General features: G+C 67.5%; 14 protein-coding genes. 6 read left to right on the top strand and 8 right to left on the bottom strand.

Annotated elements, in window-relative coordinates; genetic code table 11:
- Positions 1-7 precede the first annotated feature (7 nt).
- Positions 8-994, top strand: coding sequence for a glycoside hydrolase family 26 protein (locus tag AC4AMJ_RS27965; RefSeq protein WP_489916199.1), 987 nt, complete (start codon positions 8-10; stop codon positions 992-994).
- Here AC4AMJ_RS27965 and AC4AMJ_RS27960 read toward each other — a convergent pair.
- Together AC4AMJ_RS27960 and AC4AMJ_RS27955 are read right to left on the bottom strand one after the other, a co-directional pair.
- Complete coding sequence (locus tag AC4AMJ_RS27960) at positions 930-1,349, bottom strand: STAS domain-containing protein (protein WP_489897849.1); 420 nt, start codon at positions 1,347-1,349, stop codon at positions 930-932. The genes AC4AMJ_RS27965 and AC4AMJ_RS27960 overlap by 65 nt on opposite strands.
- Before the next feature lie 80 nt (positions 1,350-1,429).
- Positions 1,430-3,130 carry a glycosyltransferase family 2 protein gene (locus AC4AMJ_RS27955; protein WP_489916197.1) on the bottom strand — a complete coding sequence of 567 codons (1,701 nt, stop codon included), beginning with the start codon at positions 3,128-3,130 and terminating at the stop codon, positions 1,430-1,432.
- A gap of 657 nt (positions 3,131-3,787) precedes the next feature.
- On the opposite strand from AC4AMJ_RS27955, the gene AC4AMJ_RS27950 reads away from it, so the two are divergent.
- Both AC4AMJ_RS27950 and AC4AMJ_RS27945 read left to right on the top strand, forming a co-directional pair.
- A complete protein-coding gene (locus AC4AMJ_RS27950; protein ID WP_489916195.1) occupies positions 3,788-7,225 on the top strand; it encodes a (Fe-S)-binding protein in 3,438 nt (1,145 codons plus the stop codon).
- A 142-nt stretch (positions 7,226-7,367) separates the two neighbouring features.
- The gene (locus tag AC4AMJ_RS27945) at positions 7,368-8,621 is read left to right on the top strand and encodes a pyridoxal phosphate-dependent aminotransferase (protein WP_489897852.1); all 1,254 of its coding nucleotides are present in this window, start codon (positions 7,368-7,370) and stop codon (positions 8,619-8,621) included.
- Between the two features lie 27 nt (positions 8,622-8,648).
- On the opposite strand, the gene AC4AMJ_RS27940 is transcribed toward AC4AMJ_RS27945, so the two are convergent.
- On the bottom strand, positions 8,649-9,752 hold the full coding sequence (locus AC4AMJ_RS27940) for a PDR/VanB family oxidoreductase (protein ID WP_489916193.1): 1,104 nt from the start codon (positions 9,750-9,752) through the stop codon (positions 8,649-8,651).
- Entirely contained in the window at positions 9,749-10,633 is an 885-nt protein-coding gene (locus tag AC4AMJ_RS27935; protein ID WP_489897854.1) for a metal-dependent hydrolase, read from the bottom strand. Before AC4AMJ_RS27935 ends, AC4AMJ_RS27940 begins: the two co-directional genes overlap by 4 nt.
- 304 nt (positions 10,634-10,937) lie before the next feature.
- On the opposite strand from AC4AMJ_RS27935, the gene AC4AMJ_RS27930 reads away from it, so the two are divergent.
- A complete protein-coding gene (locus tag AC4AMJ_RS27930) occupies positions 10,938-12,761 on the top strand; it encodes an SDR family oxidoreductase (protein WP_489916191.1) in 1,824 nt (607 codons plus the stop codon).
- A gap of 33 nt (positions 12,762-12,794) precedes the next feature.
- Here the strand turns inward: AC4AMJ_RS27930 and AC4AMJ_RS27925 are convergent, their stop codons facing one another.
- Positions 12,795-14,360 (bottom strand): DHA2 family efflux MFS transporter permease subunit, encoded by a 1,566-nt coding sequence (locus tag AC4AMJ_RS27925; RefSeq protein WP_489916189.1) that lies wholly within the window; start codon positions 14,358-14,360, stop codon positions 12,795-12,797.
- A gap of 94 nt (positions 14,361-14,454) precedes the next feature.
- Between AC4AMJ_RS27925 and AC4AMJ_RS27920 the strand changes: the two genes are divergently transcribed.
- A complete protein-coding gene (locus AC4AMJ_RS27920) occupies positions 14,455-15,030 on the top strand; it encodes a TetR/AcrR family transcriptional regulator (protein WP_489897857.1) in 576 nt (191 codons plus the stop codon).
- Positions 15,031-15,418: 388 nt separating this feature from the next.
- Positions 15,419-16,195: a MerR family transcriptional regulator gene (locus tag AC4AMJ_RS27915; RefSeq protein WP_489916187.1), complete on the top strand. Its 777-nt coding sequence runs from the start codon at positions 15,419-15,421 to the stop codon at positions 16,193-16,195.
- Between the two features lie 22 nt (positions 16,196-16,217).
- Here AC4AMJ_RS27915 and AC4AMJ_RS27910 read toward each other — a convergent pair whose 3' ends face one another.
- The 3 genes from AC4AMJ_RS27910 to AC4AMJ_RS27900 form a co-directional block, all read right to left on the bottom strand.
- The gene (locus AC4AMJ_RS27910) at positions 16,218-17,567 is read right to left on the bottom strand and encodes a hypothetical protein (RefSeq protein WP_489916185.1); all 1,350 of its coding nucleotides are present in this window, start codon (positions 17,565-17,567) and stop codon (positions 16,218-16,220) included.
- A 278-nt stretch (positions 17,568-17,845) separates the two neighbouring features.
- Positions 17,846-19,288, bottom strand: a complete 1,443-nt coding sequence (locus tag AC4AMJ_RS27905) for a hypothetical protein (protein WP_489916183.1) — start codon at positions 19,286-19,288, stop codon at positions 17,846-17,848.
- Positions 19,289-19,381: 93 nt separating this feature from the next.
- Positions 19,382-20,788 (bottom strand): UDP-glucose dehydrogenase family protein, encoded by a 1,407-nt coding sequence (locus AC4AMJ_RS27900; RefSeq protein WP_489916181.1) that lies wholly within the window; start codon positions 20,786-20,788, stop codon positions 19,382-19,384.
- Positions 20,789-20,811 lie beyond the last annotated feature (23 nt).

Genomic DNA, 20,811 nt, shown 5'->3' with positions numbered 1-20,811 from the left:
AGATGCGATGACGATTCACCAGCTGACGCCGCAGCGACGGACGACGTCCATGGTCGCCGTGGCGCTCGCCGCGGTCGTGGCGCTCGCCGCATGCGGGTCGTCGACGGACGAGAACGCTCAGCATCCGCTGCAGTGGGGCGCCTACCTCCCGGATCTCAACGGGACCGATGTCGCCTCGGACGCGGGTGTGGTCGGGGTGGCGACCCTCGCCGACCGGTCGCTCGACCTGATCCTGACGTTCGTGGCGCTGAAAGATCCAGTGCCCCGCAATGACCTGCAGCGGATCAGCGCCTCCGGCGCGACCCCGGTGGTGACCATCGAGCCCTGGGAACCCGCAGCCGGAGCCGACCAACCCGACTACCGGCTGTCTGAGATCTCCTCCGGCACATTCGATGACGATCTTCGACGATGGGGACGGGACCTGGGCAGCTGGGGCCATCCGGTCCTGATCCGGTTCGCGCACGAGATGAACGGCACGTGGTATCCCTGGGGCATCGACGTCAACGGCAATTCCGCCGAGGACTACCGGGCGGCATGGCAGCACGTCTATCGGACCGTCAAATCCGCCGGCGCACAGAATGCCTCGTTCGTCTGGACGCCGATGGCGGCCGTCCCCGGGATCGCTGGCTTCGAATCCGCTTATCCCGGTTCGGAATACGTTGACCGGTTCGGGATCGACGGATACAACTGGGGAGACGACGGAACGCACGGCTGGGCGTCGCCCGACTACATCTTCGCCGACAGCCTCCGACGGCTGCGGGCACTCGACGACACCAAGCCGATCCTGATCGCGGAGGTGGGGTCGGCCGACGATCCCGACCCGAATCGCAAGGCGGACTGGGTCACTCAATTCATCTCCCTGGCATCCCATTCCCCGGAGGTCGAGGGATTCGTCTGGTTCCAGGCCAACAAGGAACGCGATTGGCGATTCAACTCGAACCCCGAGAGCGCGAATGCCTTCCGATCAGGACTTGCCGCAGTACCCGGCGTCTGACCGGTGCTCGACGGGTCGCCGCGCGCGTGATCGCTCGCTGCCGGTCGACGTGGATGGTCAACACCTTGTCCAGGTCGAGCGCGGTGAGTGCATCGGCCAGTGCGGGTGAGTACCCGTAGGCGCGCAGGTCTCCCCCACTGCTGCGTGCTGCGCGGATCGCTTGCAGCACATCGGCGACACCCGACGGCGTTATCGTCGTCAACTCCGTCACGTCGAGCAGGATCAGCCGCGCGCCGCGTCCGCAGGCATCTGTGACGTGGCGGTGCAGCCCGGTGAAGACGTCCACCTCACCGACGAGTGCGATGTCGTGGGTGGACTGATCGGCGAAGACACCCTCGGCGAGCGTGGCGATCATGGTTGTTCTCCTATGGCGTTGAAATCAGATGGTTTTGGCACTTCTGGCAAGCAGTTCACGAGGCCACTCGGCCGGTTCGATCATCGAGTCGTGACGGTCGCATGACTCACTTCAGGCTCGAATTCGGCCGGCTCCGCGTCCTCGCTCGGGCGGTAATGGGCCGCCCGGATCACCGCGACGAGCAGCAGGAGGTCGAGCAGAACCCACCCGAAGGACAGGAACGTGGGGAACGTGTCGGCACTGCCGCCCGACCACCGCAGCAGCCCGACACCACACGCGACCACCAACGCGATCATCGCGGTGATCTGGATCGCGATGGGTCGATAGTCGACACGCGCCTCGGCACGCACCTTCGGGGTGACCGAGAACGTGATGTGGCGGCGCAGGAACACCGCCGCGGCCGCGGACAGGGTGGCCGCGATCCACGTGGGGAACAGTGCGAACGAGATCTGCTGCCCTCGCCACAGGCCCCGCGACCGATGCCCGGCGATCAGGAAGAGCAACTGGCAGGCGACGAAGAACGGGATGAACCGCGCGAAGAAGTCCAGGGGCAGCGCCTCCATCGGGAACACCCCGGTGCACAGGAAGATGATCGGAGCGACGATGTACACCACCGCGGCGAATCCGTTGAGATAGGACGTCATCGTGGCGAGGTACATCAGTCGCTGCGCGAGGGTCAGGCCCGGCTGGAACAGCGGGTTGTTGGCGAAGAAGACCTGCATCGAGCCCGTGGCCCAGCGCTGTCGCTGGACCAACATCGTCCGCAGATCATCAGGTGCCAGGCCCTCGACGAGGACCTCGTGGTGGTAGACGCTCTCCCACCCCATCGCGTGCAGGTGCATGGCCGTGGCCATGTCCTCGGTGACGCTGGCCGTGTTGATCGGCTGGATCGCCAGGGCCTGATCGATTCGGGTCACCTCGACCGCGGTGGCCAGCGCCTTCATGTCGTCGACCACCTCGTCGGGCAGCCACGGGTTGGTCTCCAGGACCTCATGGACCCGCATCTGGAGTTCGAAGGCGACCTCACCAGCGGGATGGCCGCGACGCAACATGCCCTGCGCCAGCCGCACTGCCGTGTGGGCGTCTTCGAGCGGTCGGCGCAGCGGCGACTGCGGACCGGCGTCGTTGATCATGTCCTCGAGGCGGGCCCGGTGCTCGCGCACCGCCCGGCGACCGTGTTGGTCCACGCCGCGTGAGTACGCCTTGAGACCGAGCGCCATCAGCGCCTCGCGCCGCAGTACCGCATTCGATCCACAGAAGAACGCCGCTCCCCACCCGTCTTTGCCCTGCTGGATCGGGCCGTAGAAGAGTTCGGCCTGGCTTCCGAGCGGATCGGCGTCCGGGACGTTCCAGAAATACTGCGGAGTCTGGACGAATGCGACCGCGTCGTCGGCGAAGTAGCCGAGGACCTTGTCGAGGAATTCGGGTGTGGGAACCTGGTCGGCGTCGAGGATGGCGACGAACTCACCCTGCGTCCGGAACAGCGCGTTGTTGATGTTGCCGGCCTTGGCGAACCGTTGGCGCCCCGCCCACTCCTCGCCCCGGGTGATGTATCCGACGCCGAGCTCATGCGCGGCGAGGCGGAACTCCTCGCGGTCGCCGTCGTCGAGGATCCACGTGGAATGCGGGTGATACATGTCACGGGCGGCGACTGCGGTTGCCGTGACGAGTTCGAGGGGCTCGTTGTAGGTGGTGATGAAGACGTCGACCGTGACGCCAGGTGGCGCCGGCGGCGGAGAATCACGACGCCGCGCATTCCACACCAGAAAAGAGAACAACACCGATTCGGACAAACTGTACGTTTCGGCAATGGCCAATGGAACGGCGATCCACCACGCATTCCACGCAATCGTTTCGCTCCATCGCCAGAATATGTAGGCGAAACCGAAGGAAACGACAAGAATGGCGATTATCCGGACGATGAAGAGACGTGTAGCACCCAAGGCAGCCTCCCAGCGGGTACTGATTGAGCGGGGGTTCACTGCCTGCGTCGCAGTTCAACGCCAATGTTGGGGCCTGGGGTGTCGGTCCGCAAATTTTCGCTTTGCGAACCAAAAGAAGAATCTGAAGTCAGTTTCCCATCGGGCGTCCCGACGGTCGCGAATATGTCGGACGCGTTACCACGAGACGCCTTTCGGTGGTTTTCATCCATCAAATGATCGACACCGAAACAGACGCCCAATCTCGCAGATCACATAAAGCAAATGAAGGTGATGCTGCGCACATCGGTGGCGCAGACACGCTTCCTGACTGGCGAGTAAGTTACTCGTGGGTACGATGCGGGTTGACCACTCTGCGGGACCGAGCATTAGTTAGGCAATCCTTGGCAGCGGTATCCGCTGCCGAGGAACTACGGTTACCTGTAGTACACGTCGGCCCACGTGCGCTCAACCCTGCGCAAATGGGTCGGCGACGATCTAGAGAGGGGCCGTGACGCCGTGAATGCCACGACGATCACCATCGGCACACTAGCCGCTGTAATCAGTCTCTTCTGTTGGGCTCTGTTCCTGCGTGGCGTATGGACGATGGTCCGTTCCATCGCGCAGGGGCAGCGCGTCGACAGTTCCCGCTTCTGGCCGTTCTTCCCGCGCCTGTGGACGATGATCAAGGAATTCATCGCGCACACGCGGATGGTGAAGTTCCGCACGGTCGGCTGGGCCCACTGGCTGGTGATGGTCGGCTTCCTGGCCGGCTTCATCCTCTGGTTCGAGGCATACGGACAGATCTTCGACCCCGACTTCCACTGGCCGGTCATCGGCGCGTGGAACGTCTACATCTTCGCCGACGAACTCCTCGGTCTCGGCACGGTCATCGGCATCCTCGTCCTGATGGTGATCCGCCAGCTGAATCACCCGCGCGTTCCCGAACGGCTGTCCCGGTTCAGCGGCTCACGCTTCGGGGCCGCCTACTTCGTCGAGTGGGTCGTCCTGCTCGAGGGTCTGGGCATGATCTTCGTCAAGACGTTCAAGATCTCTTCGGGTCTCGAGGACCCACCGGTCTGGACGTCGTTCTTCACCCACTACTTCGCCATGCTCTTCGACGGGTCATCGGAGTACTGGGTGACCGCCGCCGCGGTGATCAAGCTGATGAGCGGCATGGTCTGGTTGGCCGTGGTCGGCCTGAACATCGACTGGGGCGTGGCGTGGCACCGGTTCGCGGCGTTCTTCAACATCTACTTCAAGCGTGAGCAGGACGGTGGCGTCGCGCTCGGCGCCGCCAAGCCGATGATGAGCAACGGCGTTGTCCTGGACATGGAGACCGCCGACCCGGATGTCGATGCGTTCGGCGCCGGCAAGGCCGAGGACTTCTCCTGGAAGGGCTGGCTGGACTTCACCACCTGTACCGAGTGTGGGCGTTGCCAGAGCCAGTGCCCCGCGTGGAACACCGGCAAGCCATTGTCGCCGAAGCTGCTGATCATGTCGCTGCGCGATCACGCGCAGGCCAAGGCGCCCTACCTGATGGCCGGCGGCCGCAAGGACATGGGCGGGGACGAGATCGGGCTGGTCGACGCCGACGGCAACCCGGACGAGGCCAAGCTCGCCAGGATCCCCGAGTCCGCCCGTGCCGAGGCGGCCCGCAAGCTCGTCGGGGAGAGCAAGGGCGCCCTCGACGGCGCCACGCCCGTCGACGGCGAGTTCGATCCCGACGCGCTCGGGGCGGTCATCGACACCGAGACCCTGTGGAGCTGCACGACCTGCGGTGCGTGCGTCGAGCAGTGCCCCGTCGACATCGAACACGTCGACCACATCATCGACATGCGTCGCTACCAGGTGCTGATCGAGTCGGACTTCCCGACCGAGCTCGCCGGCATGTTCAAGAACCTGGAGAACAAGGGCAACCCCTGGGGACAGAACGCGTCGGCCCGCACCAACTGGATCGACGAGATGGACATCGACATCCCGGTGTTCGGCAAGGACGTCGAGACGTTCGAGGGCTTCGAGTACCTGTTCTGGGTCGGCTGCGCGGGTGCCTACGAGGACCGCGCGAAGAAGACCACCAAGGCCGTCGCCGAGTTGCTCGACATCGCCGCGGTGAACTTCCTCGTTCTCGGTGAGGGCGAGACCTGTACCGGCGACTCGGCTCGCCGCGCCGGTAACGAGTTTCTGTTCCAGATGTTGGCGCAGCAGAACATCGAGATGCTCGGCGAGGTGTTCTCCACGGCACCGAGCCAGCGCAAGAAGATCGTCGTCACCTGCGCACACTGCTTCAACGCGCTGGGCAACGAGTACCCGCAGCTGGGCGCGAAGTACGAGGTCGTCCACCACACGCAGCTGCTCAACCGGCTGGTCCGGGAGAAGCGTCTGGTTCCGGTCGCGCCGCTCGGCGAGGGTGTCACCTACCACGACCCGTGCTACCTGGGCCGGCACAACAAGGTCTACGACGCGCCGCGTGAGTTGATGGGCGCATCCGGATCTCAGCTGACCGAGATGCCTCGTCACGGCGAGCGGTCCATGTGCTGTGGCGCCGGCGGTGCGCGCATGTGGATGGAAGAGCAGATCGGTAAACGCATCAACCTCGACCGGGTCGACGAAGCGCTCGACACTCTCGGGTCACTCAACGGCGATGCGCCCAAGAAGGTCGCGACGGGTTGTCCGTTCTGCCGCGTGATGCTCACCGACGGCGTGACCGCGCGGACCAGCGGCACCGAGAGCGAGGGCAAGATCGAGGTCGTCGACGTCGCGCAGCTGCTGCTCGAGTCGGTGACGCGCGGTGCTCCCCAGGTCCAGCGCGGGGGACGCTATCTCGGACCGGCGTCGGTGCCGACCTCCGCCGAGCCCGAACCGGCCGAAGCGGCGGAACCCGAGCCCGCGGCGGCTGCCGCGGCGGCGGCCACCGCAACCGCGACCGCTACCGAGGCCAAGCCGAAGCCGAAGGTCGGGCTGGGCATGAAGGGCGGCAAGAAGCCCGGCACCACGGCCAAGACCGAAGCTCCGGCCGCACCGGCCGAGAAGCCCGCCGAGGCCACTCCCGAAGCAGCACCGGCAGAGAAGAAGCCTGCCGCCAAGGGATTCGGCATGGGCAGCAAGGCCAAGAAGCCGGGCGCGGCGAAGACCGAAGCCGCGCCGGCCGACGGCGGATCGGCCGCACCGGCGCCCGCCGAGACCGAATCCTCGCCGGCCGTCGAATCCGCAGCAGCGGAGAAGAAGCCTGCTGCCAAGGGATTCGGCATGGGCAAGGCCAAGCGCCCCGGCGCCGCCACGTCCAATGCAGCGGCACCCGAGGCCGGGGTCACCGCACCGGCGGAGAACAAGGTCGCCGAAACGGAGTCCGCTCCGGAGGCCGCCCCGACCGCCGACACCGAATCCGCCCCCGCCGCAGCAGCGACCGAGGCCAAGGCCGGCAAGGCCAAGGGATTCGGCATGGCCGCGGGCAAGAAGCGGCCGGGCGCTGCGAAGGCACCTGCCGCGTCGGCGGCCCCGGCGAGCTCAGCCCCGCCTGCGTCCGCACCGCCTGCGGCAGCTGCGCCGGCGGAGCCAGAAGCCGCGCCGGCCGAGCCCGCTGCGGCGGCGAGCGAGCCGTCTGCGGCGGCGGTCACCGAGGAGAAGCCCGCGAAGGCCAAGGGATTCGGCATGGCGGCCGGCAAGAAGCGGCCGGGTGGCATCGGTAAGTCGGCTCCGGCCGCTCCCGCGCCGGAACCGGAGCCGGTGAGCGAGCCGGAGCAGGTGTCGAGCGAGCCCGAAAGTGCGTCGAGCGAGCCCGCTTCCACGCCGAGTGAACCCGCGCACGCGTCGAGCGAGTCCGAAACCTCAGCGCCCGCAGAGGAACCGGCATCCTCACCCAACGGCTCACCGGATCGCACCATCAGCGAGACCGGCGCGTCGAAGGCCAAGGGATTCGGCATCGCCGCCGGGAAGAAGCGGCCCGGCCACCGCTGACCGGCAACCGTCACGTCGACCGCGCTCCGACCGGGGCGCGGTCGACGTCTATCCGGGCGCCCTCGACACCGCAAGCGCGCTCGGTGGACGCGAAGGCCGGGGGCGAAAAACCTGTTTGTGCAGTGCTGTCACAATTGAACTCGTGAGTAGACCGCATGTATCGCACCTGAACCAGAACCTCAAGCCACTCGAGCAGTCCCAGAAGCTGCAGAACGTGTGCTACGAGATCAGGGGACCGGTGCACGCGCATGCGGCACGCCTGGAGTCCGAGGGTCACCGGATCCTCAAGCTCAACATCGGCAATCCGGCGCTCTTCGGGTTCGAGGCACCCGACGTGATCATGCGCGACATGATCCACGCATTGCCTTATTCCCAGGGCTATTCGGAGTCCGCGGGTGTGCTGTCGGCCCGCCGTGCCGTGGTGACCCGCTATGAGCTGATCCCCGACTTCCCCTACTTCGACGTCGACGACGTGATCCTCGGTAACGGCGTGTCCGAGCTGATCACGATGACGATGCAGGCGCTGCTCAACGACGGCGACGAGGTGCTGATCCCGGCCCCCGACTACCCGCTGTGGACGGCCATGACATCGCTGTCTGGTGGACGTCCCGTGCACTACCGGTGCGACGAGGAAAACGGCTGGAACCCCGACGTCGACGACATCGCGTCGAAGATCACCGACCGCACCAAGGCGATCGTCATCATCAACCCCAACAACCCGACCGGCGCGGTCTACTCCCGCGAGGTGCTCGAACAACTCGTCGACCTCGCCCGGCGGCACTCACTGCTGATCATGGCCGACGAGATCTACGACAAGATCCTCTACGACGACGCCGAGCACATCAACGTCGCATCGCTGGCGCCGGATCTGCTCTGCCTGACGTTCAACGGGCTGTCGAAGGCCTATCGGGTCTGCGGTTACCGCGCCGGCTGGCTCGTGCTGACCGGACCCAAGGATCATGCCAAGGGATTCATCGAAGGCCTCGGCATACTGGCCTCGACGCGATTGTGTTCCAACGTGCCCGGCCAGCATGCGATCCAGGTGGCACTCGGTGGCTATCAGAGCATCGACGCCCTCGTCGCGCCCGGTGGCCGCCTCTTCGAGCAGCGCAACGTCACGTGGGAGAAGATCAATCAGATCCCCGGCGTCAGCTGCGTGAAACCGATGGGAGCGTTGTACGCCTTTCCCCGCCTGGACCCGAATGTGCACGAGATCCACAACGACGAACTCTTCGTCCAGGATCTACTGCTGCAGGAGAAGATCCTGGTGGTGCAGGGCACCGGGTTCAACCTCACCGACCACAATCATTTCCGGATCGTCACGCTGCCCTGGTCTCGCGATCTGGGCGAGGCGATCGAACGCATCGGCAACTTCCTGTCGTCCTACCGGCAGTGATCCGCGCCGGGGTCGGCACTGATCGCCTCAGAGGTCGATGACCAGCTTGTCGCCGGATGCGCGTGACACGCATGGCAGCATGTAGCCGTCGCCGCGTTCGTGATCGGTCAACACCGTATCGGCGTGCTCGATGTCGCCGTCGACCACACGCAGCTTGCAGGTCCCACAGAATCCCTGCCGGCACGAGTAGGTGATCGACGGCATGGCCCGTTCCAGGGCGGCGAGCATCGACTCGTCGCCCGACACGGCCACGCTGCGTTCGTCCGAGCCGATCGTCACGGTGAACTCGCGACCACCGCTGCGCGGCAGGCTGAATCGTTCGAAATGCAGCTCGCCGCAGCGTGCCGACATCTCCGGCTCGGCCAGCAGCGTGTCGGTCAGCGCGGTCGGCCCGCAACAGTAGAGCGCGGTGTCGGTGCCGACGCCGTCGAGAAGTTCCGCGGGGGTGGGCACGCCGCGCTCGTCGTCGGTGCGGACCACCACGCGATCGCCGTAGTGTGCGAGGCGGTCCAGGAAGGCCAGCGAGTCACGGGTGCGTCCGACGTAGGTCAGCGACCACCGCACCCCATGGCGTTCAGCGGTCTCGATCATCGGGAGGATCGGCGTGATGCCGATACCGCCGGCGATGAAGTGCAGTGACGACGCGGTGGACCCGTGCCCGGGCAACGCCAGCGGAAATGCGTTGCTGGGGCGGGTGATGCGCACATGATCGCCGACGTCCAGCCCGTGCACCTCGGCCGACGCACCGTTCTCCGACAGACGACGCACGGCGATCCGGTAGTGCGCGGTGTCGGACAGACTGCCGCACAGCGAGTACTCGCGGACCCGGCCGGACGGCAGGAGTACGCGGATGTGCGCGCCGGCGGACCAGTGCGGCAGTGGGTCGCCGGACCGTGATCGCAACGCCACCTCGACGACGCTGCCGTCGTCAGCGACCTCGGTTCGTGCGGCCACCTCGACGTCGAGCCTCGACGGGCCCGTCTCGCGGGTCTGGTAGCGATAGGTCTGCTCCCACAACCGCATCCACGCGCCGACCAACCACCGGGTGGACACCATCGCGTAGTCGGCGCGGGCCTGTCCGTAGAGATGACCCGGCGTCGTCGGCGTCGTCGACTGTCGGCCGAACCTCACGCCGCCGCCCGGGCAGCCGGCGACGAGGCCAGGAATGCGACCGCCTGGGCCGTCGAACCGATGTCCTCGGGTCGATAGCCGGGGCGCAGGTAGGCCAGCAACGTCGAGCCGAAGTGACGTGCTCCCGGCAACAGCCCGACCCGGGAATCGGCCAGCCCCATCCGCCACAGCTTGATCTCCGAGGTCGGCGCATCCGGATCGTGGTGATTGATGTAGTGGGTGCCGCGCACGAGGATCGACATGAGCAGCGGGAAGGCCACCGCCATCGCCCACACCCGGCGGAGATAGCTGTCACCGAAATAGGTCGCGACGTCGTGCGCAACCGACCGGTGCTCGACTTCTTCGGCCCCGTGCCATCGGTACAGCTCGCAGAGTTCGGGGGCCGCGCCGGCCTCGTCCCACTCGCTGTTCAGGGCGAAGTCGCCGAAGACCGCGGTGAAGTGCTCGACGGCCGCGATGATCCAGAGCCGGGCGATCAGGCGCTTGCGACGCCGCCGGTCCGACAGCCCCGGACGGGGTCCGAGCACGATACGGAAGACCCACTCCATCTGTTCCTGGAATGGCGTGGCATCGATGCCGTGCTCCCGCAGGAATCCCGACTGCAGGTCGTCGTGGACATGCGCGTGTTTCGCCTCTTGCCCGATGAAGCCGCGCATCTGCTCGCGCAATTCGTCGTCGTCGACGTACTCGAGGGCTTCACCGAAGGCTTTGACGAACCATCGCTCACCCTCGGGAAGCAGCATGTTGAGGGAGCTGATGAAGTTCGACGCGACGGGATGTCCGGGGATCCAGTGCAACGGGATCCCGCGTAAGTCGAAGGTGACATTACGCGGCCTGATCGCCACGGGGCCGGGATCGCCCGCGCGGTTGGGGTCGGACATCGCTGGTGTTCTCCACTACTGCATTAGCGCTGTTGCATTACCGCTGACGCGCGACCCCCGACGCACTGACTCTCAACGCTTCAACTCGTTCATCTACATTGCCCGTATACGCATATCACCCGAAGCTGGGAACTCGGGCATCAATCGATTCGGAGGAGACCGATCCGAGACGCATCGGTGCGCTGACCGTCACCTCGTCCTGGCCCCGTGAACAGCACCGACGGGCGCCGGCGCGGACAATGGCGGCCGCCACACACCAGCTTCGTTGTAATACAAATCACACCTGGCCTGGGGAGGACCGAGAGTGAACGACTGGCACCGACAGATCATCGACGGCAACGGGGTGCGTCTGGCCGTCTTCGCGGCGACCTCACCGCGCGCCGCGCCCACGACCGGCGATGACCAGATCGGCAACCGACGCCCGACCGTGCTGCTGGTGCACGGCTGGCCGGACACCCACCACCTGTGGACCCACGTCGCCCCGATCCTCGCCGAACACTTCGACGTCTACGCCTACGACACCCGCGGCTATGGGGAGAGCGACCGCCCCGGCCACGTGGAGGCCTATCGCCTCGATCACCTCGCGGCGGACCTGCGTGCGGTCGCCGACGCCGTCAGCCCGAATCATCCCGTGCACGTCGTGGCGCACGACTGGGGGTCGGTCCAGTCGTGGGAGGCGGTGACGACGCCCGGCATCGCGGACCGGATCGCATCGTTCGTCTCGGTGTCCGGGCCGAACCTCGACTACCTGGACGAGTGGTTCACCGAGCGTCGCCGCCGACCCACCCCGCGCAGCCTGCGCGACCTGACCGCGCAGCAGCTCTGCTCCCTGTACGCGCGGCTGTTCAAGATCCCGGGACTGTCCGACGTGCTGGTCGGCGTTGCGCTCTCGCCGCGACGATGGCGATGGTTCGTCGGCCGTACCGAAGGCGTCAACCGCGACCAGATCGTCCTCGGCCCGACGTTTCGTCGCGATGCGGTGTCGGGGCTGCGGTACTACCGCGCCAACCTGAGCCGACGTCGGCGGCCGCCACACCCCCGTCCGACGTCGGTGCCCGTGCTGGAACTCGTCAACACGCGCGACGTCGCGCTGCGACCGACGATCTTCGTGAACACGCGGCGGCACGCGGCGAAGCTGTGGCGCCGGCAGACCCCGACAGGTCACTGGTTGCCGTACGCGCATCCCGACTATCTGGCGCAGTGTGCCCGCGAGTTCATCGAGCTGCACGAGCACGGCAACGCCGCCCGGCCGGACACGGTCGGCCGGGCGCGCCTCGTCGGCGGCCCGACGCCGGTGACCGGGCACCTGGCCGTGGTGACCGGCGCGGGCAGCGGCATCGGCCGCGAGACCGCGTACACGCTGGCCGAACTGGGTTGCGAGATCGTCGTCGCCGACATCGATGCCGCGGCCGCGGACGAGACGGCGCGGCATTGTCGTGCAGCCGGCGCGCGGGCGACCGGATATCGCGTGGACGTGTCGGACGTCGGCGCGGTCACCGACTTCGCCGAGCAGGTGAAGGCCACGCACGGGGTGGCCGACATCGTGATCAACAACGCCGGGATCGGCCTGGGCGGCGATGCGCTGGAGGCCACCGACGAGCAGGTCGATCATCTGCTGGACGTGAACCTGCGTGGTGTCATCTCGGGCAGTCGCGCCTTCGGACGCCAGATGGTGGACCGCGGCGTGGGCGGCCACATCGTGAACGTGGCGTCGGCGGCGGCGTTCACCCCGCAGCGCGGACTCGGTATCTACTCGGCCTCGAAGGCCGGGGTGCTGCTGTTCTCCGAGTCCCTGCGGGCGGAGTTGGCCGAGCACCGGATCGGAGTGACCGCGATCTGTCCCGGGATCGTGGACACCAACATCGTCAGCACCTCCCCGATCGCGGGTCTGGCTCCCGAGGCCGAGGCCGCCGAACAGGAACGACTCGATCGCCTGTACCGCCGACGAGGATTCACCCCCGACAAGGTGGCCCGCGACATCGTGCGGGCCCTGGTGGCCAACCGGGCGGTCGTCCCGGTGACCCCCGAGGCCAAGATCGGCTACCGCATCTACCGGTTCACCCCCTGGGTGTCCCGGCTCGGTGCGCGCCGCAGGATCGTCCGGCCGCCGACATCCCAGGGCGGGTAGGGCCACGCCCGACCGCCCTGGGATATCCGCATGTCAGCCGGCGGCGGAGGTAACCTCCGCCGCGAACGCGGGATCGGCGTCGGGGTCGGGAGCCGCGCTGCGGCCGCCGCTCGCTCCCCGCAACAGATATGCCGCGGCGATCGCAGCGGCCGCGGTGACCGCGACCGCGACCCAGACCGCACTGTGCAGGCCGTCGACGAACACGTCCTGCACGGCGACGCGTACCTGCTCGCTCACGAACGCGGGTGCGCGGTGAGCCACCTCGACCCCCGACATGACCGATTCCTCGGCGATACCGGTCACCGTCCGCGGTAGCCCGATGGCCGCGAGCCGGTCGCCGACTCCCGAGGTGTAGACCGAGGTCAGCACGGAACCCAGCACCGCGACACCCAGGGTGCCGCCGATCTCGCGGGTCGTGTCGTTGACCGCCGAACCCGCGCCGGCCTGTTCGGGTTCCAGTGCGTCCATGATCACCTGGGTGCACGGACCCGAGATGAATGCCAGGCCCATCGCCATCAGGGACATCGACCAGACGATGAGTTCCCAATAACCCGACGATCGCGAGGACACCTCGACGAGTGCGAACCCACCCGACATCAGCAGGGCACCGACGACCGCGACCATCCGCGGACCGAACCGATGCGAGCACGCCATGGCGATCGGCGAGAACACCGCCATCACGATCGCGAAGGGCAGGGTCCGCAGACCGGCCTCGAACGGCCCGTAACCCTTGACCGCCTGGAAGAACTGGGTGATGAGGAAGATGAAGCCGAACAGCGCGAAGAATGCCACGCTGATCATGCCGGCCGCGGTGGCGAAATGCCGGTTGGCGAACAGTCGGATGTTGAGGATCGGGTGCTCGACGGTCAGCTCACGCCACGCGAACAATCCCAACCCGATCGCGGCGATGACGAGTCCACCGATGGTGCGGGGATCTGCCCACCCGAAGTTCGGGCCCTCGATCACCGAGTAGGTGAGCAACCCGAGGCCGACGATGGACAGCAGCAGGCCGACGGCGTCGAACCGCGACACCCGCTCCGGACGTGTGCCGGGCACCACCAGCACGATCGCGACCACCGCCATCGCCGCCACCGGGAGGTTCACCCAGAACACCGAGGCCCACGAATAGTGTTCGAGCAGCCACCCGCCGAGCACGGGACCGATGGCGACCGCGATGCCCGACGTCGCGGCCCAGACCCCGACCGCGGCGGCGCGCTGTCTGGGTTCGACGAAGATCGAGATGATGATCGCCAGGGTCGCCGGGAAGACCAGTGCCGCGAACAGCCCCAGACCGCCGCGGGCCGCGATCAACTGGCCCAGGGTCTGCGACGATGCGGCCAGCGCGGAGACCGCCGCGAAGCCGGCGATGCCGGTCAGCAGCATCCGTCGATGGCCGAACCGGTCGCCCAGATATCCGCCGGTCAGCAACAGCCCGGCGAACACCAGGGTGTACGCGTCAACGATCCATTGGAGGCCGGAGATCCCGGCATCGAGGTCGCGAGCCATGGTCGGCAGCGCGACGTTGACGATCGTGTTGTCGACCATCACGAGTAATTCCGCAAAGCACAGGGCCGCCAGGGCGAGCCAACGAGTTCTCATGACCTTCTCCTCATGAAGTGGATTGGAACGTCGTCACACCGTTGTAGTACGTTGTTCTAATCTAGTAGAACGCCGTCCTAGTACACTTGTCAACATGTCGCCAGTGAAGAATCCCCGGACACCCGCCACCGAGGTCCGCGCAAACCTCATCTCCGCAGGTCGACGGTTGCTCGAACGCGAGGGCGAAGCCGCGTTGACCGTGCGTGCGGTGGCCACCGAGGCAGGGGTCGCCCCGATGGGCGTCTACAACCATTTCGACGGCAAGGACGGGCTACTCAACGCGGTGGTCACCGACGGTTTCCGCGAGTTCGCCACGCGCGTGGCGGCCACCGATTCCGATGCCTCGGTGCGACTGACCACCAGCGGGCGCAACTACCGGGCGTTCGCGCTGGCCAACCCGACCCTGTACGAACTCATGTTCTCCACGGAGTGCCACCCCGACGACGAGGTGGCCGCCGACGCTTTCCTGGTCCTCGCCGACATCATCCGGTACGGGCAGGCCGCCGGTGTGATCATGGACGGCGACGCCCTGGAACTCGCCGCCCAGGTCTGGGCGTGTGTGCACGGCGCGGTGAGCCTGGAGTTGACGTCAGCGCATCCCCCGTTCGTCGATCCGGCCGCCAACTTCGAGAAATTGCTGACCTTGGTCGCCCGGGGAATCGCAGCCTGATCCGGCGGGCAGGCCCTTCGTGACGCTCGCGAGCTCGCTCCTCAGGCAGCGAGGGACTCGCGAGCTCGCTCCTCAGGCAGCGAGGGACTCGCGAGCTCGCTCCTCAGGGAGCGAGGGACTCGCGAGCTCGCTCCTCAGGGAGCGAGGGACTCGCGAGCTCGCTCCTCAGGGAGCGAGGGACTCGCAAGCTCGCTCCTCAGGGAGCGGGTTTCCGCAGGCCGAATGTAACCCCCGATCCCTGAGGAGCCTCCGAGCCTGCGAGGAAGCGTCACGAAGGGCGAAGCCACCGAACAAACCACGTGAGCCCCCCGGTTCCCAAAGGTGCGGACAATCGATCGGCATCCGGGAGCCGATCCGATGAGCGCCGACCATCTGGGAGAATGTCGCGGTGACCGAATACCGGATCGACGATCTCGCGCGCGCCGCCGGCACCACCACCCGAAATGTGCGTGGTTACCAGGACCGCGGGCTGCTGCCCCGACCGCTCCGTCGGGGCCGTATCGCGATCTACACCGACTCGCACCTCGCACGCCTCAAGGTGATCAACGACCTGCTCAAACGCGGCTTCACCATTCGGCACATCGGCGAGTTCTTCTCCGGCCTGCAGCGTGGCGAGAACCTCGCCGAGGTACTCGGCCTCGAAGAGGTCGTGTCCGAGCCGTGGTCGACGGCGACATCGACGGTGGTGTCCGCCGAAGACCTCAAGGAACTGCTCAACTCGGGGAACCCGGCCCACTTCGAGCGGTTGGCCGAATACGGGTTGATCGAGCCGCAGGGCAGCGACGCCCATCCCGACCGCTACACCATCCTCGACCAGGAGACCGTCTCCGCGTACGGACGACTGGTACGGCTGGGGCTACCGCTGAGCGGCATCCTCGAGGTTCACGGGCGCCTCGATCGGGAGATGGCCGCGGTCGCCGAGATCGTGATCTCGGCTGGACGGCGAGCGGTCACCGAGGGTCACGAGGACGGCTGGCTCCCCCAGAGCACGGCCGAATCCGAATGGGCCACAGAACTTCTCAGTGAATTACGCAGGGCCGGTTCGGTTTCGGCGCACAACGCGCTCGATCGCGCACTCGACCGCGACCTGTCCCGGCAGCTCAGCGAGTACCTGGTCCGGGCACGACAGTCGGCTGTCGAGTCCCACCATCCCGCGAATCAGTGAGCACGACAACGGGTTCGCCCCACTAGAACGGCAGCACGATGGGCGGCAGGCCCGGGATCGGATTGGGGATGACCCGCGGAGGCGGCAGCGCGGGCGGAGCCGGCACAGGGGGCAGCGCCGGTGCGGGCGCAGGTGCGGGCTGACGACTCTGCGGCCGTTGCCGCGCCGGTGGGGAGCCTGTCGAGCCCGAGCCAGAGCCCGAATCCGACGTCGATGCCGACTCCGGCGGTGGCGGCGGCGGGACGTACCGCACCGCGGGAAGCCGCGCCACCGCGAGATCCGCGGGATCGGCGTAGGTGGGAGCCACCGCAGACGCCGACGAGGTGCCGTCGGCGAGAGCGGGCGGAGCATCGCTGTCCTCCCGCGGCCCGATCAACGCGATGGATGCCGCGGTGACGATCCCGATGATCGCGCACATCACGACGATGCCGACGAGCAGCCGCGGCGCGGCATCGTGTTGCCCCCAGCCGGGCGACTGATCCGTCGACAATGCCGCGATCGGGATCGGCAACGGGCCATCCGCCGGGATCGGATCATCGTCGGGCCAGTCCAGCAACAGGCCGACACGTGGGATCGGCGCGGTGATCGCGTCATCCGCGGAGTCGGTCTCGGCGTCAGGGGACCCGAAAGATCCCGGCGCGCCTTCCGACTCCCGGCTCGGTGCAGGCAGACTCGGTGCAGGCAAACTCGGTGACACGGCACTCGGATCGGCCCGGCCCGGGTCCGAGCCGTGCGGCCCCGCCGGGACATCATCCGATCGGCGTCCGGACGTCGGCGCCATCGTCCTGCGACCAATCCGGTTCGCGTGCGCTCGGTCTGCCCCTCGCGCGCCCGGGGGTTCGACGGTCACCACGGGTGCGGCCAGACGCTGACCGAGCATCGCGGGCAGCCCGGGCCAGGCGTCATGGCCGGGTGCGACGACCACCGAGCTGACCGGGGACGGCGCCTCGTTCGCCGCATCCAGACACAATCGGGCCATCTCGGTGGCCCGGATCGCGGTCGCGTCGGCGAGGTCGCTGCGGCCGACTCGGAAGAATCGCACGTGGCCCCTGCCGACCATGAACGTGTTCTCGGCGGTCGAGAGCCTCGCCCGTGCGCGAGCGGCGAGTTCGACCAGCTGGGTGGCCGATGCCTCGGTGGTCGGCGATGCCACCCGCCCGATGCCGACGAGATGTGCGGCCAGGAGACGGTCGAGCTCCGGCGGCCGGATGGTCGACCTGGTCTGCTCCCCCACCGTCGTCGCCGTCATCGGATCGACGGTCGTGATGCGTACTCCGTCGCTTGCGAGGTCCACCAGGAGGAACAGCCGATCGGGGTCGATGTCGCGGGCCAGCTGCCGCGCGGCGACGTCACCGAGGAATGACGCACTCACGTGACGCGCGGCAGTGTCGGTCGTGGCGTGTGTGCCACGGCCCACGGTCGTCGCGCGATCTCTCATCCGATCTCATGCCCTGCGGTCGTGAACACTTCCCGAGTACATGCGGGCGCCCTGCCGGTCGCCCACGTGTCGGAACACGATTCACGATCGAAACCGGCGTCTGCGCATTCGAGACTTCCAACGGCGTCAGAAATTTGACAGTAACACGCGGCGATGCAGGATACAGCGCAATGATCGGCGGGCAGCCGGCATGTACGCGCTGATGAGCAGGGCTACCAGGGAAGGACGATCGGCGGTAGGCCCGGGATCGGGTTGGGGATCACGCGCTGGCGCCGCTGCGGGTTGGCGGGACGATTCGGTTGCCGCTCTTGTTGTGTCGGCTGGTCCGCGGTGGTCGTGGGGGGCGGTGGCGGAGCCGGCACGTAGCGGACCGCGGGAATGCGAGCCTCCGCGAAGTCGGCCGGGTCGGCGTACGTGGGTGACGACGTCGGCGCGGTCGTCGGTGCCGCATGCACCTGTTCGGCGTCGTTGTCATTGCCGGTGACCGCGAACGCCGCGCCGATCGTGATCCCGACGACCGCACACGCCGCTGCCGCGATGACGGCGAGTCGGGTGAGCGACCGCCTCGGATTCCGTGCGCCGGCGGCGGGATGCTCGTGGGTGGGGCCGAGCTCCCACCCGTGTGACTCGTGGCCGACCGGAGACGCCGACGGCGGCACCCCCACTTGGGTTTCCCCACTTGACCGGTCGCCCGACGACGGCGCGCCGACAGCGTCCGGCACGTCGACGCGTTCCGGCTCGTCGACGCGTTCCGGTTCGCCGAGTGGAACACGCGCGAGCTCGGCCGGCGGAAGCGTCGCCACGGGGATGGGGTCGGTCGTCGGCAGCACCGTCGAATCCACCCACGCCGCCGGGAAGTCGCCCGACTGGTTGGGCTGCGGGATCGACTGCATGACAACCGGTTCAGTGTCGTGCGCGTCATACTCGGCGGGAACAGGTTGAGCCCCAAGCGGTTCTGCAATCAGGCTGCGATCGGCGACGACGTCCGGGGCCGTCGCGACCTCCGCATCCGACTCGTGCCGCAAGCGGTGCCGGTCGTCGGCCGGCGCGGGCGCACCCACTGCGATGACGGGGATCTGGTCGGTCCAGGCAAGTGTCCGGGACAGGCCGGGCCACAGCTGATGTCCCGGCCCGAGCACGACGGAGGTCACCAGGTCGTCAGCGCCGGCGAGCAATTCCTGACAGAGTCGGGCGACCTCGGCCGCCAAGGGTGCGACCGCCTCGTCGAGGTCCCGTTGCGAGACCCGGAAGAACCGCACGTGCTCGCGCCCCATGATGAAGGTGCCGTCCGCGGAGGCCAGCCGTTCCCGGCCCCGTGCCGCCAGGTCGAGCAACTCGGCGACCCAGGCCTCGGTGGTCGGCTCCTCGACGCGTTCGGTGCGGACGAGGTGATCGGCGAGCAGACGGTCCAGCACCACCGGGCGGATGGCGGCAACGACCTTCTCGGATGACACGGTTTCGACCCGGGGATCGGCCAGGCCCAGCCGCAGTCCCCCGGGCCGGAAGTCGAGGAGGATGAACGGCAGATCGGCCGGGACACCCGCCGCCAACTGGCGCGCCGCGATGTCGCCGAGCAGTTCGCGGGCGAGTGGGCGCGCATCGAAGTCGGTCGTGGCCTCCGCCGAGCGATCGCCATCCGTCGCGTCGTCTGTCATCCGATCCGGTGCCCTGCGTCCATGAACGTTCCCCCATGCGTCCCCGCGACGGGGCGCACGTTGACATGCGGTCACGACAGTAACACGGGGCGATCAGGTGCGCGGGCGTGCGACCTCTGACAATCCCCCGTCGACAGACGCACGGCGGACCGTCGCTGCCGGCGCGGTGGAGCGCATCGGCCCACCCAGCGCGTGGAAATGCCATCCGGCGGCCCGCCACGCACCGGCGTCGAGACAGCGGCGGCCGTCGACGATCACGCGGCCCCGGACCACGTCGGACAGTTCCTCGGGAGCCATGTGTACGAACTCGGCCCATTCGGTCGCGACCACCACCACATCGGCCTGTTCACATGCCTGTGCTGCGCTCTCGGCGTACGACAGCATCGGAAACAGGCGGCGCGAGTTCGCGGCGGCCTTCGGATCGAACACGGTCACCGTGGCCCCGCGCAGCGCGAGTTGCCCCGCGACGTTCAGGGCGGGCGAGTCGCGGACATCGTCGCTCTCCGGCTTGAACGCCGCACCCAGGATCGCGATGTTCGCGCCGAGCACATCACCGCCGACGACGTCGGCGACCAGGTCGACGAGTGCGGTGCGCCGACGCGTGTTGATCGCGTCGACCTCACGCAGGAATCGCAGCGCCCGGTGCGCTCCGACCTCGTCGGCGCGGGCCACGAATCCCCGGATGTCCTTGGGGAGACATCCGCCCCCGAATCCCAGTCCGGCGTTGAGGAATCGTCGGCCGATCCGATTGTCGTAGCCGATGGCGTCGGCGAGGGTGGAGACGTCGGCCCCGACGTTCTCGCAGATCTCGCTGATCGCGTTGATGAACGAGATCTTGGTGGCCAGAAATGCATTCGCCGAGACCTTGACCAGCTCGGCGGTGGCCCAATCCGTTCGGACGAAGGGAACGCCGCCGTCCAGGATGGACCGATAGATGTCGGCGAACAGGACTGCGGCACTGTCGTCGTCGCTGTCCGGGTTGGTGCCCAGCACGAGCCGGTCGGGTTCGAGGGTGTCTTCGACGGCGAAGCCCTCGCGCAGGAACTCCGGGCTCCACACCAGCTCGACGTGTGAGCCGGGCACGCTCAGCACGGCGATCCGCTGGGTCAGCGATGCCGAGGTACCCACCGGCACCGTCGACTTCCCGATGATGAGGTGCTCACCCCGCAGCAACGGCGTCAATGCGTCGACCGCGGATTCGACGTGGGAGAGGTCGACACCGTATCCGCGGCGCAGCTGCGGTGTGCCGACCCCGAGAAAATGCACCGACGCGAACTCGGCGGCCTCGGCATGGTCGGTGGTGAACCGGAGCCGACCGGCGGTGAGGTTGCGGCGCAACACGTCGGCGAGTCCGGGTTCGAAGAAGGGGACGTCTCCGGCCTGCAGTCGTGCGACCTTGTCCGGGTCCACATCGACACCGAGCACCTCGTGGCCGAGTTCGGCCATGCACGCCGCATGGGTTGCCCCGAGGTAACCACACCCGATCACAGTCAGCTTCATGCCTTCAGTGACTACGCGGGGTT

It is taken from the genome of Gordonia sp. LMA484, from assembly GCF_058129505.1.
The sequence above is the reverse complement of the archived record's forward strand: the minus strand, read 5'-3'. Positions and strand labels throughout refer to the sequence as shown.

Bases quoted from the DNA above. Each gene is read 5' to 3' on its own strand.
- AC4AMJ_RS27965 (WP_489916199.1), top strand. From the start codon at position 8: ATGACGATTCACCAGCTGACGCCGCAGCGACGGACGACGTCCATGGTC.
- AC4AMJ_RS27960 (WP_489897849.1), bottom strand. From the start codon at position 1,349: ATGATCGCCACGCTCGCCGAGGGTGTCTTCGCCGATCAGTCCACCCAC.
- AC4AMJ_RS27935 (WP_489897854.1), bottom strand. From the start codon at position 10,633: ATGTCCGACCCCAACCGCGCGGGCGATCCCGGCCCCGTGGCGATCAGG.
- AC4AMJ_RS27925 (WP_489916189.1), bottom strand. From the start codon at position 14,360: ATGAGAACTCGTTGGCTCGCCCTGGCGGCCCTGTGCTTTGCGGAATTA.
- AC4AMJ_RS27920 (WP_489897857.1), top strand. From the start codon at position 14,455: ATGTCGCCAGTGAAGAATCCCCGGACACCCGCCACCGAGGTCCGCGCA.
- AC4AMJ_RS27905 (WP_489916183.1), bottom strand. From the start codon at position 19,288: ATGACAGACGACGCGACGGATGGCGATCGCTCGGCGGAGGCCACGACC.
- AC4AMJ_RS27900 (WP_489916181.1), bottom strand. From the start codon at position 20,788: ATGAAGCTGACTGTGATCGGGTGTGGTTACCTCGGGGCAACCCATGCG.